The organism is Pseudomonas sp. (assembly GCF_032058845.1).
In the GTDB taxonomy this organism is placed as follows: domain Bacteria; phylum Pseudomonadota; class Gammaproteobacteria; order Pseudomonadales; family Pseudomonadaceae; genus Aquipseudomonas.
In genome coordinates, this window is sequence record NZ_DAMCCR010000098.1 from 1 (window position 1) to 15845 (window position 15845).

The 15845-nt window shown below is 65.5% G+C and carries 8 protein-coding genes and 1 pseudogene; 1 reads left to right on the plus strand and 8 read right to left on the minus strand.

Annotation, left to right across the window (positions count from 1 at the left end):
- The 4 genes and pseudogenes from mdoH to pip all read right to left on the minus strand — a co-directional run.
- A pseudogene (mdoH, locus tag RT028_RS16510) lies at positions 1-2399 on the minus strand (glucans biosynthesis glucosyltransferase MdoH); the annotation flags it as partial.
- Complete coding sequence (locus RT028_RS16515) at positions 2392-4098, minus strand: glucan biosynthesis protein G (protein WP_409567281.1); 1707 nt, start codon at positions 4096-4098, stop codon at positions 2392-2394. The gene RT028_RS16515 and the pseudogene mdoH, both read right to left, overlap by 8 nt.
- A gap of 262 nt (positions 4099-4360) precedes the next feature.
- Positions 4361-4798 carry a D-aminoacyl-tRNA deacylase gene (gene dtd / locus RT028_RS16520; protein ID WP_312936191.1) on the minus strand — a complete coding sequence of 146 codons (438 nt, stop codon included), beginning with the start codon at positions 4796-4798 and terminating at the stop codon, positions 4361-4363.
- Positions 4795-5766, minus strand: coding sequence for a prolyl aminopeptidase (gene pip, locus RT028_RS16525; RefSeq protein ID WP_312936192.1), 972 nt, complete (start codon positions 5764-5766; stop codon positions 4795-4797). Before pip ends, dtd begins: the two co-directional genes overlap by 4 nt.
- Positions 5767-5911: 145 nt before the next feature.
- On the opposite strand from pip, the gene RT028_RS16530 reads away from it, so the two are divergent.
- Positions 5912-10573, plus strand: coding sequence for a dermonecrotic toxin domain-containing protein (locus RT028_RS16530; RefSeq protein WP_312936193.1), 4662 nt, complete (start codon positions 5912-5914; stop codon positions 10571-10573).
- 53 nt (positions 10574-10626) lie between these two features.
- Here RT028_RS16530 and hutG read toward each other — a convergent pair whose 3' ends face one another.
- The 4 genes from hutG to hutH all read right to left on the minus strand — a co-directional run bounded on the left by hutG (position 10627) and on the right by hutH (position 15733).
- Positions 10627-11430 carry an N-formylglutamate deformylase gene (hutG, locus tag RT028_RS16535; protein ID WP_312936194.1) on the minus strand — a complete coding sequence of 268 codons (804 nt, stop codon included), beginning with the start codon at positions 11428-11430 and terminating at the stop codon, positions 10627-10629.
- Between the two features lie 10 nt (positions 11431-11440).
- Positions 11441-12646 (minus strand): imidazolonepropionase, encoded by a 1206-nt coding sequence (gene hutI, locus RT028_RS16540; RefSeq protein ID WP_312936195.1) that lies wholly within the window; start codon positions 12644-12646, stop codon positions 11441-11443.
- A gap of 79 nt (positions 12647-12725) precedes the next feature.
- Positions 12726-14126 carry an amino acid permease gene (locus RT028_RS16545; RefSeq protein WP_312936196.1) on the minus strand — a complete coding sequence of 467 codons (1401 nt, stop codon included), beginning with the start codon at positions 14124-14126 and terminating at the stop codon, positions 12726-12728.
- Positions 14127-14200: 74 nt separating this feature from the next.
- Positions 14201-15733 carry a histidine ammonia-lyase gene (hutH, locus tag RT028_RS16550; RefSeq protein ID WP_312936197.1) on the minus strand — a complete coding sequence of 511 codons (1533 nt, stop codon included), beginning with the start codon at positions 15731-15733 and terminating at the stop codon, positions 14201-14203.
- Positions 15734-15845 lie beyond the last annotated feature (112 nt).

Here is a 15845-nt window from a genome sequence, read left to right on the forward strand (position 1 = left end):
CGATGCCGTCCGGGCCGGCGTCCAGCGCCTTGGCGATACGCTCACCGCGCAGTTGCTCGATCGCCGCAGCCTGACCGTGGCGCGCCGTACCCATGGCGCACGCCAGGGCGTTCTGGCGAGGGTCGACCACCGCGCGGACGAAGCCGTCGCGCAGGGCATGCCAGCGGTTTTCATGGGCGTACTGATCCGTGGCGAGCAGTTCCTGCGGCGTGGCGTATTCCTCAGGGATGAGGAACAGCTTCTCGTCCTTGGCACGCAGGCCCAGGTGCACGCGGCTGGAGATCACCGACACCGGAATCGACAACACCAGCGAACCCACGATCGGCGCCAGCCACCACAGGAAGCTCGGGTTGAGCCAGGCCACCAGCCCGGCCCAGGCAAAGCCGAGCAGGGTTTGCGGGCCATGGCGGCGGACCGCCTCGCTCCAGGGGGTGGAGTCATCGTCACGCTGTGGCGAGTTCCAGGTCGCGGCCCAGCCCAGGAATGCGGCCAGCACGAAGCGGGTGTGGAAGATCATCCGCACCGGTGCCAGGAGCATGGAGAAGAGCATCTCCATCAGCATCGACAAGGTGACCTTGATCCGCCCGCCAAAGCCGACCGAGCCCTTGGCCCAGATCAGAATGACGCTGAGCAGCTTGGGCAGGAACAGCAGCACCACGGTGGTGGAGAACAGCGCGATGGCCTTCTCCGGGTGCCATTGCGGCCACAACGGGTACAGCTGGAACGGCTCGAGGAAGTACTGCGGCTCCATCAGCGTGTTGGTCGCCAGCAAGGCGGTGGACAACACCAGGAAGAAGAACCACAGCGGCGCCGACAGGTACGACATCACGCCGGTCAGGAACACCGCGCGGTGCACCGGGTGCATGCCCTTGACCAGGAACAGACGGAAGTTCATCAGGTTGCCGTGGCACCAGCGCCGGTCGCGCTTGAGCTCATCGAGCAGGTTGGGCGGCAGTTCTTCATAGCTGCCGGGCAGGTCGTAGGCGATCCACACCCCCCAGCCGGCACGGCGCATCAGCGCCGCTTCAACGAAGTCGTGCGACAGGATCGCCCCGGCGAAAGCACCCTTGCCCGGCAACGGCGCCAGGGCGCAGTGCTCGATGAAGGGCTTCATGCGGATGATCGCGTTATGCCCCCAGTAGTGCGATTCGCCCAGCTGCCAGAAGTGCAGGCCGGCGGTGAACAACGGCCCGTACACACGGGTGGCGAACTGCTGCATGCGGGCATACAGCGTGTCCATGCCCGAGGCACGTGGCGCCGACTGAATGATGCCGGCATCCGGATTGGCCTCCATCAGGCGTACCAGGCTGGTCAGGCATTCGCCGCTCATCACGCTGTCGGCGTCGAGCACGACCATGTACTTGTATTCACCGCCCCAGCGACGGCAGAAGTCGTCGAGGTTGCCGCTCTTGCGTTTCACCCGACGACGACGGCGGCGGTAGAAGATGTGCCCGAAGCCCTTGGCCTCGCGGCAGACTTCCAGCCACGCCTGCTGCTCGGCCACGGCGATGTCGGTGTCGTTGGTGTCGCTGAGCACGAAGAAGTCGAAGCGGTCGAGGTTGCCCGTGGCCGCCACTGACTCGAAGGTGGCGCGCAAACCGGCGAACACCCGCGGCACGTCTTCGTTGCAGATCGGCATGACGATGGCCGTGCGCGCATCGCTGGCGATCGGCTCATTGCCGGCACTGCTGCCGGAAATCCTGTACTTGTCGCGCCCGGTGAGCAGCTCCAGGAAGCCCATCAGCGCGGTCCAGAAGCCCGCCGACACCCAGCAGAAGAGGATGCCGAACAGGATCAGGATCGAGGTCTGCAATGCATAGGGCCACACCTGCACGACCGTGTCCCAGATCGGCTGCGAGGTGACCTCGTCGAGGTCGACGAACGACCAGCCCTGGTACGGCAGGATGCCCTTCATGTACCAGCCAGCCACGAGGGTCTGGCCGATCATCAGGGTCAGCAGGATGTAGCGGCGGATCGAGCCGACCGTGCGCCAGCGCGCGACCGGCAGTTCGCGTTTGGGCGGCTGCGGCGCGTTGGTACGGCCGGTCAGGCGGCGCCAGATGCGCACCAGGATATTGGTGCGCCAGGGCTCGGGCAGAACCCGCGTGCGCTTGATCGGTGGCGCAATCTTCAAACTCAGCCGACCGTTGCCATCGACGCCGAGCATCTCGGCGTCTTCCAGCTCGGCGGCGTCGTTCATCGACTGGCGGTTCACCGGCAGGCGCGCCGACCGAGGCCTGCACGGCCTCGCCAGGCGCGCCGGCAGGTTGTGCCGCCAGGCGTTGGTGCAGCTCACTGAACGAGGTGCAGCTCGCCAGCTCTGCCCGCTGCGCGTCACTCAGCGGCAGGTGCGCCAGGTACTCGGCCAGCGGGACCGGTGTCGCGTTCGGATTACTCATCGGCAGGCAACTGATAGGTCCAGGTCTCGGTCAGCACTTTTTCAGTGGTGGCCGGCGCCTCGGGAGTGGCTGCTGTTTCGGCAGCAGGTTGCTCGGCAGCCTTGGCTTGCTTGCCAGTGGCCTTGGCAGGCTTGGCGTCTTTAGCAGGCTTGGGCGCCTCGACCGGCACGTCGCGCACCAGCAAAGCCCGCATTTCGGTGGACTTGTTACCTTCCTTGACCTTCAACCGCAGGGTCAGGCGCCAGCCCTTGGTTTCCGGGTTGTAGCGCAGGTTGTTCTCGACCACTTCGGCGTTGTCGCCCACGCTGACCTGGCTGCGTACAGCGCTGTCTTCGGGCAACGCGGCCAGTGCCGGGCCGGTGAAATCGACCAGGAAGGCAACGCTGCCGTCAGGCTGGCGAATCAGGTTGGATTGCTTGACGTCACCGGTCGAACGCAGGGTCTGGTTGACCGCGCCCAGGTCTTGCGGCTGGAACTTCGGCTCATCCATGGTGAAGTGCAGGCGGTAGTCATAGTCCAGCGACTTGCCAGCTTCCGGACGCTGCTCCGGGCTCCAGAACGCCACGATGTTGTCGTTGGTTTCATCGGCAGTCGGAATCTCGACGAGGTCGACGGTGCCTTTGCCCCAGTCGCCTTGGGGCTCGATCCAGGCGCTTGGACGCTTTTGATAGTTGTCGTCGAGGTCTTCGTAGTCCTTGAAGTCGCGATGACGCTGCATCAGGCCAAAGCCGCGCGGGTTTTCCACGCTGAAGTTGCTCACGGCCAGGTGCTTGGGGTTGTTCAGTGGGCGCCACAGCCACTCACCGTTGCCGCCATGGATCGACAGGCCTTCGGAGTCATGCAGTGCAGGGCGGTAGTTCAGGGTCTTGGACGGCTGGTTAGGGCCGAACAGGTACATGCTGGTCAGCGGCGCGATGCCCAGGCGGGTGACCTGGTCACGCAGGAACACGCGCGACTTGACGTCGACCACGGTATCGGTGCCGGGGCGCAAGGTCAGCTTGTAGGCACCGGTGGAGCGCGGCGAATCGAGCAGCGCGTAGATCACCAGGTGCTTGTCGGTGGCCTTGGGCTTCTCGACCCAGAACTCGGTGAAGCGCGGGAATTCTTCGCCCGAGGGCAATGCGGTATCCAGCGCCAGACCACGGGCCGACAGGCCATAGGCCTGGCCCTTGCCGACCACGCGGAAGTAGCTGGCACCGAGCAGGGTCATGATTTCATCCTGCTTGTCGGCCTTGTTGATCGGGTAGAGCACGCGGAAGCCGGCGTAGCCCAGGTTCTCGGTGGACTTGGCATCGTGCGGCACGTCACCGAAGTCGAAGCGGCTCGGGTCGTACTTGATTTCCTCGACCTTGCTGGCCGTCACTTCGTTGATCTTCACCGGCGTGTCGAAGTGCATGCCCTGGTGATAGAACGACAGCTTGAAGGGCGTCTTGTCGGCGCTCCACTCGGCCTTTTCCTGGAGGAAGCGGATCTTCTGGTAATCAGCGAACTTCATGTCACGGAACACCGCCGGCAGATTGCTCTTCGGTGCTTCGAACTTCTGACCGGCCAGATCCTTCGCCTTGGTCGCGACATCATCAAGGTTGAATGCCCACAGCTGACCGGCGCTCATGAGGCCGACCAACGCTGCACCCGCCATGACGACCTGGCGCAACCGTTTGCTGGAACTTCTTGGTGAACTACAGGGACTTACGATCACGAGCAACCCTCGCCGAAAACAGATCATGAAACCAACGGCCAGCGACAATTGCCGGGTTGGCGAGCACTGTTCCGACCCCGTAAGGGCTCAATGATTCCCCAAACGGCGCCAGACAGTACTCGAGTGAAAGTCAAACCAGCCTGCGAATGCAGGCTCACATAGCGCGCGATTATCTAGCAGCCCGCGTTACAACGCATCAGGCCGACTGAACTATTTATACGTAAATACCCCCCGCCAGCCTATAAACGAAGGGTTTGGGCCATCAGATTTGTAACATGAATGTCACAGGGCCATCGTTGACCAGGTGAACCTGCATGTCGGCACCAAACTGCCCGGTTGCCACGCCCTCGTGTTGAGCCCGCGCCTGTTGCACCAGGTAGTCGAACAGTTCCACTGCCAGCGCCGGCGGCGCGGCGGTGGAGAAGCCCGGGCGCAGGCCGCTGCGGGTGTCGGCAGCGAGGGTGAACTGCGAGACCAGCAGCAGGCCGCCGGCAATGTCCTTGAGGGACAGGTTCATCTTGCCGTGCGGATCGCTGAACACCCGGTAGTTGAGCAGCTTGTGCAGCAGTTTGTCAGCGTGCTCGCGGGTATCGTTCGGCTCCACTGCGACCAACACCATCAACCCTTGCCCGACGGCGCCGACGGTCTGCCCATCGACCTCGACGCGTGCCTCACGAACCCGCTGCAGCAGGCCTTTCACGCTTCTTCCAAGGGCAGGTCGAGCAGACGGCGGGCCATTTGCTCGGCCGCGCGCACCAGGGCATCGGTGATGCCCGGCTCGGAAGCGGCATGGCCGGCGTCGCGGATCACTTTCAGTTCACTGTTCGGCCAGGCCTGGTGCAAGGCCCAGGCGTTGTCCAGCGGGCAGATCACGTCATAGCGGCCATGCACGATCACCGCCGGCAGGTGGGCGATCTTCGGCACGTCACGGATCAGCTGGTCGGGTTCCAGGAAGGCATCGTTCATGAAGTAGTGGCATTCGATCCGGGCGATCGACAACGCACGCTGCGGCTCGGAGAAGCGGTCCACCACCAGCGGGTTGGGTCGCAGCGTGGCGGTACGTCCTTCCCAGGTGGACCAGGCCTTCGCGGCATGCATCTGGGCGATCTGGTCGTTGCCGGTCAGGCGCTTGTGGAAGGCCTTGACCAGGTCGCCGCGCTCTTCAGCCGGGATCGGCGCCACATAGTCTTGCCAGTAATCGGGGAACAGGCGGCTCGCGCCTTCCTGGTAGAACCACTGGATTTCCTGCGGGCGGCACAGAAAGATGCCGCGCAGGATCAGCCCGTGCACCCGCTCGGGGTGGGTCTGGGCGTAGGCCAGCGCCAGGGTCGAGCCCCACGAGCCGCCGAACAGCACCCACTTGTCGATCCCCAGGTGCTCACGGATGCGCTCCATGTCGGCCACCAGGTCCCAGGTGGTGTTGTTCTCCAGGCTGGCGTGCGGCGTGGAGCGGCCGCAGCCGCGCTGGTCAAAGGTGACGATGCGGTACAGGTTGGGGTCGAAATAGCAGCGACTCTGGGCATCGCATCCCGCGCCCGGCCCACCGTGGATGAACAGCACCGGCAGGCCTTCGGGCGAGCCGCTTTCATCGACGTACAGCACATGTGGCGCATCCACGGCCAGATCGTGCCGGGCGTAGGGTTTGATCTGCGGGTACAGGGTCTGCATTGCGCACTCCGTGTGGGGATTATTCGACCGTGGGCCATCATAAACCCGAATTGCACTTTGAGCATGTGTCTGTAGGGATCATGTTATGGACCGGGTATTGAAAGCGCCCAATAGCATCGGCGTCTTTCACTGAAGAGGCCCCGACATGAATCCTGCGACCCCGCCCTCGACGCCCAGCCTTCCCGTCCTGCGTCATCAGACCTTCCTCCACGACAGGTTGCCGAACTGGCTCATCGGTGCCGATGCACGCACGCAGGTGGCACTGCGCAGCACATTCGACAGGCGTGAACCGTGGATCGAAACCGCCTGCCAGAATGCCCCGCAGATCGCCCGCGCGCTGGCCGACACCTACAGCGAGTACCAGGTGGCCGAAGCCGACCTGCGCACGTTGCTGGCGCCGCTGCCAGAGCTGCAGGACTACGCGCGGCAGCTACTCGAACCTGCACTCGAACAGCGTTTCGGCTTCGCGGTGAACGTCAGCGCCACCTACCTGCTCAACCGGCGCAAAGCCGAGGCCTACCGCGCGGCCAGCAGTGGATTCATCAACGCCAGCGAGGACCCGTTCGTGTTGACCCAGCGCGCTCTGAAGCTGGCGACCCAGTCACTGCTGCACAGCGCCCTGCAGAACTTCGAAGCGGGCGAAGCGCAGCCGGGCGGTCTGGACATCGAGGGCCTGCGCGGCACGCCAGAGCCTTCATTGATACTGAACAATGCCGATGTCTCGCCGGCCTCTGACGCGGAACCTGTCGACATCGACCCGCACGCGTTTGCAGCCCTGGTCCGCCAGCTGGATATCGGCGGCAACTACCAGGCGTTGATCGAATCGATCTTCACACCTCAGACCCCTGAAAACAGCCCGCAAGACAGCCGCACGATTCTGCGCCGAGCCGAGCAGTCGAAGTTTCGCCTGCATGCGCACATGGCCCATCTGCAAGGCGCCATCGACTCGGCCACCTACACCGCGCTGCTCGACCTCGCGACCCTTGGCCAGGCGCAGTACGACGGCAAACCTGTGCTGTGCTCGCACATGACCTTGCTGCATGCCCGATTGACCGGTGCCGTCACCTTTGGCATCGCATCCCCCGCGCCAGCTGCGGGCAGATTCCCACCGGCGGACTTTCCCTATGCCGGCTGGCTGGTCATCTACCTGCCAGGCACCACCCAGCCTCTGACGGTGCACACCTCACGCGCCAGTGCCGAGGCATTTCTGCTGCAGGTACTCAAAGCCTTCAGCCCGTCCGAACACCTGCCACTGATCCCGGATCGACACCAGCAGCGTTTCCTGAACGCGCTGCAAGACACCCTGACCCCACTGCGCCTGGACCCGACCGGCACCCTCACCGTTCGCACCCCCGACCCAGACGCACGCGTGTCGCTGCGCCTGACGCCCTTCACCGACGCCTTTCTCGACACGCTGGTCAGCCAGCGACAACAGCGCCTGCATGATGATGCCCTGTTCCACGCGGTCCCCACGGCTCTGGAAGACAGGAAGACGGCGGAACAGCGCCAGGCCTACTTTCTCCAGCTCGGCCTGACGGCGCTGAACATCGGCTCGTTCTTCATTCCTGCGCTGCGCCTGCCGATGCTGGCCTTCAGCATGGCGCAGCTCGGTTACGAAACGTTCGAAGGCCTGGCCAGCTGGGCGGCCGATGAGCGTGAGCAGGCCATGGGCTACCTGCTCGACGTGGCGCAAAACATCGCACTGGTGACGGCCCTTGGCGCCCTTGAGGGTGAAGCCGGCGCCGTCGCTGCACAGGAACGCGTTCCCGTGGAAACGCCTTCGTTCATCGAGGAACTGCACGCGGTGATCTTGCCGGACGGCAGCCAGCGCCTGTGGCGACCCGATCTCGCCCCTTTCGCCCACGACATCGTGCTGCCAGCCGGGCTCACGCCAGACGAGTTCGGCCTGTACCACCACGCCGGCAAAACCTGGCTGCCGCTGGACGGCAGCCTTTATGCCATCGAGCAGAACCCCGCAAGCGGTGAGCACCATGTGACGCACCCTGCTCAGGCGCTGAGCTACCGCCCGCCCCTGCGCTCGAACGGCGCAGGCGCCTGGCTGACCCCGCTGGACGACCCACAGCAATGGCAAGGCGCCTACCTGCTTCGCCGCTTTGGCCAAGGCTACGCAGGTCTGGACGATGCCAGCGCCGCCGACCTGCTCAAGGCGTCTGGCATCAATGAAAGCGTGCTGCGCAGAGCCTTGAGCCACAGCGAGCGGGCGCCCGCTCTGCTGGAAGATGCCCTGCAACGCCTGACCCTGGACCGACAGGTGCTCGACGAGCTGCCGACCGCGTCCAAGGCCGCGCGCAGTGCGGCGTTCCAGCGGCGTTACCAGTCGCTGCCGACAAGCGATCGCCCCGGTGCACCTGTGCTCCAGCGCGTCTACCCGCAGTTGCCGCAGGTGGTCATCGACGAGCTGCTGCGCAACCTGAGTGAAACCGAGCGGCTCACCCTCGACGCCGGCAAGGTCCCGCTGCGCCTGGGCGAAGAAGTGCGCGTGTATCAGCAGCAACTGCGGCTCAACCGCGCCTACGAGGGGCTGTATCTGCAGGCCGCAGGCGGCCGCGACACGGACGTGCTGGTGCTCAACGCCGCGCAACGTCTGGATCACTGGCCCACTGATCTGCGCCTGGCGCTGTACGAGGGCCAAGGTGAGCGCAGGCTGCTGGACAGTGTCGGCCCGGCCGATGCCAGGCGCACCCGACAGCTGACCCGCCATGCGACCGGCTACACCCTCTCGGCCCCCTTCCCTGACAGCGCCCTGCTTCCCGTGCATGACTCGATCTTCGCTGCGCTGGAACAGCTGCTCGGCAGCGCGCCGGGCACGCTACGTGAGCAGCTACGCCAGGCGCCAGCCGTGTCACGCGATGAGCTGCGGCTGAAACTGGGCATGCAGCGCCGCACGTTCGTCTCGCCCATGCGCCTGGCCGAAGGCCGCTACGGCTATCCGCTCAGCCCGACGCCGTCGCCCAAGCCCCTGCAGCATGACCTCGGCCGGCTGGGTGCCCTGAACCGCCACCTGCGCCAGCTTCAGGAGCGCGGTCTGCAACCTGCGATCAGCAACGAGATCCTGCGAATGCTCGCTGAACTGCCGCTCAACCATGAGCAGATCACGGCACGCATTGCCGAGCTGCCGATCGACAGCGCTCTCGAACTGGAGAGCAGTCTGCTGCAATGGCGCGACGAGCCCGGCCGAGTCCGTGATCCGGAGGCACGCGCCTACAGCCGGGACATGATCGAAATCGCCTTGTGGCGGCACTGGATCAACAGCGTGGTACCGGAGGTCGGTGACTGGAACCCGGCACTGTCGATCAACAGGACCTTCATCGCCGAGTTTCCACAACAGCTGCCCGCAGCCTTGCTCGCCAGCGTACGACGCTTGCACCTGATCGATGTCTGGCTGGACGACTCGCTGGCGCAGAACCTGGAACCGGCTCAGCTCGAATCGCATCTGGACGCCGTGCTGCAACAGGTTCCGCACCTCGAGCAGCTGATCATCGAACGCCCCGCCGACTGGAACACCGGACCATCAGCGTTTCAGCACAGCCTGGGGCTGATCGTCGCGCGCCTACCCGATCTGCTGGAGCTGAGGATCGTCAACCAGGGCATCGTGCTGGACGCCGTGATGATCGAACGCCTGGCCGCGTTGCCACACCTGCGCTGGCTCGACCTGAGCGGCAACACGCTGGTCGAGCAGCCGAATCCTGGGCAAGTGAGGTTGGGGCAATTGCGCTATCTGGGCCTGGAGCAGATGGCCCTGAGACGCTGGCCGGTCTGGCTCAGCCCCGCTGCAATCGAGCAGCTGGAATGGCTGTCGCTGGGGCGCAATCAGCTCGACGACCTACCTCGTTTCCTGCGGCTTAACGAGACCTTTAACAGTCGTACCACCCTGGTGTCTCTCCAGGGTAATCCGCTGGATGCACAGCAGATGCTGCACCTGGCCTTCAGCGAAGACGGCCTGCCTCGCCGTTTCAGGTTCCAGCTGGCGCTGACACCCGCGGTGCAATTACCGCTACAGCTGCTGACCCGTCAGCGTGCAGAACTGCGCGAGAGCCTGGACCAGTGGTTCGCCAGCCCGCTGCAAGACGGCGAAACCGTTGCAACGCGAGCCGCCGTGGTGCGGGAACTCAGCGAACACTGGGAGGGCCGCGTGCGTGACCTGGACACCGGGCCTCTGCAGCTGAGCGGGCTGACGCTCGAACACTTCCCACCCGTGCTGCCAGGATTCTTCTCGCGGCACGTGGACCATCTCATTCTCGAAGAGCTCAATGCGTCCTCGGCCCAGCTCGACGCGTTCCTGCGGCGCTTCCCGCAGCTCACCACCTTGGCCGTGCTCGGCAATCTGCAGTCGCTCGGTACGCTACCTGCCGCCCTGTCCGAGCTGCCCCTGCTGACCGAGCTGGAGCTGGTCAATCAGGGCCTGGTGATCGATGACGACGCCCTGGGCAGGTTGTTGCGCCTGCCTGTGCTGGAATCACTGGACCTGTCCGACAACACCCTGAGCCCGGATTTGCGCGGACCGTTTCAGGTCGATCAGCGTCTGGCCAACCTCGCGTTGAACAACACAGGCTTGGCCGCGTGGCCTGATTGGCTGGCCAACGTCATGCCGACGCAGAACCTTGACCTGAGCGACAACCGCATCAGCCGGCTGCCAGACGCCCTGCTCGACCTCGCCGTGGTGGATCAGCCAACAACGCGCATCGCACTCAACGGTAATCCACTGGATGAAGACGTTCGCGAACGTCTCGAGCGCAACGGCATGGCCATGACCCTGCTCCTGCCCCATGACCGCCACCCACGCTAGCCAGCGTTCGTCACCCCAGCCTCAGCGGTGACGATCCTGCGGGGTCCGGGCATTCAGCGCGAGTAGCGCGCCCGGCCCCATGTCAGCATGGCCTCCAGCAACTGCCGCAGCACCTCCTGCGTGGGCTGGGCAAGCGCCTCGCAGTACGCGAACGGCGCCGCCTCCTGCATGTAGTTGCGTTGGGCCAGCTCCAGTTGCACGGCGTGAACGTGCTGAGCCGGATCGCCGTAGTGGCGCGTGATGTGCCCACCCTTGAAACGGCCATTGAGCGCGTGTGTATAGCCCTGCGCCTGGGCACAGATGCCACGCAGCCGCTCGGCCAGTGCCTCGGCGCAACTGGCGCCGTTGAAGGTGCCCAGGTTGAAGTCCGGGAGCCGGCCCTCGAACAGGTGCGGGATGACCGAGCGGATCGAGTGCGCATCCCACAACAGCGCATAGCCGAATTCGGCCCGCAGACGGGCCAGCTCATCGGCTAGCGCTCGGTGGTAAGGGCGCCAGATCTGCGCCAGGTAGCGCTGGCGCGCCTCGGCCGTCGGCACCTGCCCTGCCTTGAACAGCGGCGTCCCGTCAAACAGCGTGGCCGGATACAGGCCAGTGGTGGCACCGGCGTACAGCGGTGCATCGTCCTCCGGGCGGTTCAGGTCGATGACGAACCGCGAGTACTGCCCTGCCAGCACGCTGGCGCCCAGCTCATGGGCAAGGTCATAGAGCTGCGGGATATGCCAGTCGGTGTCGGGCAGGCCGCGCGCGGCTTCGACCAGGCCGTCGCGCACCTCCGGGGTCAGCTTCAGGCCGGCGTGGGGCATGCTGATCAGCAGCGGCACGCTGCCTGGGTGAAAGCTCACTGCGTTGTCCATGTCGTTTCGCTCAGCTCGTACGTTCAATGCCGTGGCGTACCACGCGTTTGGGCAGGTCGCCGCCTAGCCAGTAAGCCAGGTCGGCTGGGCGCTCGATCTGCCAGGCGACGAAATCGGCCACCTTGCCGGCTTCCAGCGAGCCATGGCTGTGGCCCATGCCCAGCGCCCTGGCGGCATTCAGGGTCACCCCGGCCAGGGCTTCTTCCGGGGTCAGGTGGAACAGGGTGCAGCCCATGTTCATCATCAGGCGCAGCGACAACGCGGGTGAGGTGCCAGGGTTGAGGTCGCTGGCCAGGGCGATCCTCACCCCGTGCCGACGCAAGGCATCGACCGGCGGCAACTGGGTTTCGCGCAGAAAGTAGAAAGCCCCCGGCAGCAGTACCGCGACCGTGCCGGCGGCGGCCATGGCAATGGCGTCCTGCTCGGTCATGAACTCCAGGTGATCGGCCGACAACGCCTGGTAGCGTGCCGCCAGGCTCGAACCGTGCAGCGACGACAACTGCTCGGCGTGCAGCTTGATCGGCACCCCCAGCGCCCGCGCCTTGATGAACACCCGCTCGACCTGCGCAGGGGAAAACGCCAGGTGCTCGCAGAAGGCGTCCACCGCATCCACCAGCCCTTCTTCGACCAGCGGCGCGAGCATGACCTCGCAGACCTGGGTGATGTAATCATCCGCCCGCCCGGCAAATTCCGGCGGCAGGGCGTGGGCGGCCAGGCAGGTGGTGCGTACCGTGACCGGCAACTGCTCGCCCAGCTGCCGCGCCACGCGCAGCATCTTGCGTTCGCTGGCAAGGTCCAGGCCGTAGCCGGACTTGATCTCCAGCGTGGTGACGCCGTCGCGCAGCAGCGCCTGCACGCGGGGCAGCGCGCTGGCATACAAGGCCTCTTCGCTGGCCGCGCGGGTGGCCCGCACGGTGCTGGCGATACCGCCACCCTGGGCGGCGATCTCGGCGTAGCCGACCCCTTGCAGGCGCTGCTCGAACTCGCCGCTGCGAGTGCCGGCAAACACCGCATGGGTGTGGCAGTCGATCAGCCCGGGCGTGACCCAGGCGCCTTGCAGATCGACCTGACGTTCACAGGGCCCGACGGGCCGTTGCGCGCGCGGGCCGATCCACTCGATCAGGCCGGCGCGGGTGATGATCGCCGCGTCTTCGATGATCGCGTAACGGCCATCGACCAGGGTTGCGGCATGGCAGTGGTGCCAGAGAGTGTTCATCAGCAGCTCCGTGTTCAGCGGGTTGATCCCGCAGCGTGGCGCACCGACCTGATTCAACGGCGCGCCTCGCGGGTAGGGTTCAGCGGTGCAGTTCGGCAGGCTCGCGCAACGGTTCGCCACTGCCACCGCGCGGCCTGCACCAGAGCAGGTACGAGGCCAGCAGGAATGCGACCCAGACCACCCCGACCAGCAGCGCCGTGCGCGTGTCAGGGAAGTAGCCGAGCACGACGAAGATGAACACCATGAAGGCGATTGCCAGGGCCGGGCCATAGGGCCAGAACGGCACCGGGAATTTCAGCGCGGCGACCTCGTCACGGCTCATCTGCCGGCGCATCGCGACCTGGGTGACCAGGATCATCAGCCACACCCAGACCGTGGCGAAGGTGGCAATGGAGGCGATCAGCAGGAACACGTTTTCCGGGATCAGGTAGTTGAGCAGCACACCCAGCAGCAGTGCCACGCCCATCACCAGCACCGTCAGCCACGGCACACCCTGCTGCGACAACCGCGCAAAGCCACGGGGCGCCTGGCCTTGCTGGGCCAGGCCGAACATCATGCGGCCGGCGCCGAAGATGTCGCTGTTGATCGCCGAAATCGCGGCCGAGATCACCACGATGTTCAGCACCGCCGCCGCCGAGCCGATGCCGAGGTTGCTGAAGATCTGCACGAACGGGCTGCCCTGGCTGCCGATCTGCGGCCATGGGTACAGGCACATCAGCACGAACAGGGTGAGGATATAGAACAGCAGGATGCGCAGCGGCACGGCGTTGATGGCCTTGGGGATGACCCGGTGCGGGTCTTTCGCCTCGCCGGCGGTGATGCCGATGATCTCGATGCCGCCGAAGGCGAACATCACCACGGCGAACGAGGCGATCAGGCCGCTGACGCCGTTGGGCATGAAGCCGCCATGGGCGAACAGGTTGTCCACACCCACGCCGCCTGCGCCGACCTGGCCGAAGCCGAAGGCCATGATGCTCAGCCCGGCAATGATCATCGCCACGATGGCACCGACCTTGAGCAGTGACAGCCAGAACTCCATTTCGCCGAACACCTTGACGTTGCACAGGTTCAGACCACCGATCAGGAACACGATGCCCAGCACCCAGATCCAGCGCGGCACGTCAGGGAACCAGAAGCCCATGTAGATCCCGAAGGCCGTCACGTCGGCAATGCAGACGATGATCATCTCGAAGGCGTAGGTCCAGCCGAGCACGAAGCCGGCCAGCGGCCCGAGGTAGGTGCTGGCGTACTGCCCGAAGGAGCCGGCGACCGGATTGCGCACGGCCATCTCGCCCAGCGCACGCATCACCATGAAGACTGCCGCGCCGCCGATCAGGTAGGCCAGCAGCACGGCGGGGCCCGCCATCTGGATGGCCGAGGCCGAGCCGTAGAACAGCCCGGTGCCGATGGCCGAGCCGAGTGCCATGAAACGGATGTGGCGCGAAGACAGACCGCGAGTGAGACCCTTAGCGTGTTGCATGTCACGTCCCTTGTTGTCTGGATTATTGTTCTGGTCGTGAAGCGAAACGGGGCTGGCATGCAGCCCCGCAGGGGTTACAGGCTGGGCAGTACGCCGCGTGGCAGCAGCCCGCTCAAGGCGCCATCGGCGAGCAGGTCGACGGCGGCTTCGATGTCGGGGGCAAAGAACCGATCGCGGTCGTAGTGCGGCACCTCGCGGCGCAGCAGCTGCCGGGCCTGTTCGAGTGTGGCCGAGGTTTTCAGCCCTTCGCGCAGGTCCAGGCCCTGGCAGGCGCCGAGCCATTCGATGGCGACCACGCCCCGGGTGTTCTCGGCCATTTCCCACAGCCGCTTGCCGGCGGCCGGGGCCATCGACACGTGGTCTTCCTGGTTGGCCGAGGTGGGCAGGCTGTCGACGCTGTGCGGGTGGGACAGCGCCTTGTTCTCACTGGCCAGTGCAGCGGCGGTGACCTGGGCGATCATGAAGCCTGAGTTGACCCCGCCGTTTTCCACCAGGAACGGCGGCAGCTGCGACATGTGCTTGTCCATCATCAGCGAGATGCGCCGTTCACTGAGCGCGCCGATCTCGGCGATCGCCAGGGCCAGGTTGTCGGCGGCCATGGCCACCGGCTCGGCGTGGAAGTTGCCCCCGGAAATCACGTCGCCCTCGGCAGCGAACACCAGCGGGTTGTCCGAGACGGCGTTGGCCTCGATACCCAGCACCTCGGCGGCCTGGCGCAACTGGGTCAGGCAGGCGCCCATGACCTGCGGCTGGCAGCGCAGCGAATACGGGTCCTGGACCTTGCCGCAGTGCTTGTGCGACTGCGACACCTCGCTGCTCTCGCCCAGCACCGCACGCAGGCAGGCGGCGGCATCGATCTGCCCGCGCTGGCCGCGCACGGCGTGCACCCGTGCGTCGAACGGCGAACGCGAACCCAGCACGGCCTCTACCGTCAGCCCGCCGCAGACGATCGCCGCCGCGAACACATCCTCGGCCTGGAACAGCCCACGCAGGGCGTAGGCGGTGGACGCCTGGGTACCGTTGAGCAGCGCCAGGCCCTCCTTGGCGGCCAGGGTCAGCGGTTCGAGCCCCGCAACCGCGAGCGCTTCGCGGGCTTGCAGCCACTGCCCTCGATAGCGCGCCTTGCCTTCACCCAGCAGCACCAGCGACATGTGTGCCAGCGGCGCCAGGTCACCGGACGCGCCGACCGAACCCTTGAGCGGAATGTGCGGGTAGACCTCGGCATTGACCAACGCGATCAGCGCATCGATCACACCGCGGCGGATGCCCGAAAAACCTCGGCTGAGGCTGTTGATCTTGAGCACCATGATCAGCCGGACCAGGGCGTCGTCGAGCGGCGCACCAATACCGGCAGCGTGCGACAGCACCAGCGAGCGCTGCAGGTTTTCCAGGTCGTGGTGGGCGATGCGCGTCGAGGCCAGCAGGCCGAAACCGGTGTTGATGCCATAGGCCGTGCGGTCTTCGGCCAGGATCTGCTCGACGCAGGCGACACTGGCGTTGATCGGTTGCTCGGCGCTGGCATCGAGCTGCAAGCGCACGGGAGCTGCGTGGATGGCGCGCAGTTGCGCCAGGGTCAGGGTGCCTGGGGTGAGGGTTAGTTCGGTCATGTCGATACTCCGTTGGCTGGGGCCTACAAGCTGATGCCACTCAGTTAAGCCGCGCTGTAATCATTGGGGCTGCCTTGCAGCCCATCGCGGCTAAAGCCGCTCCCACAGGTCC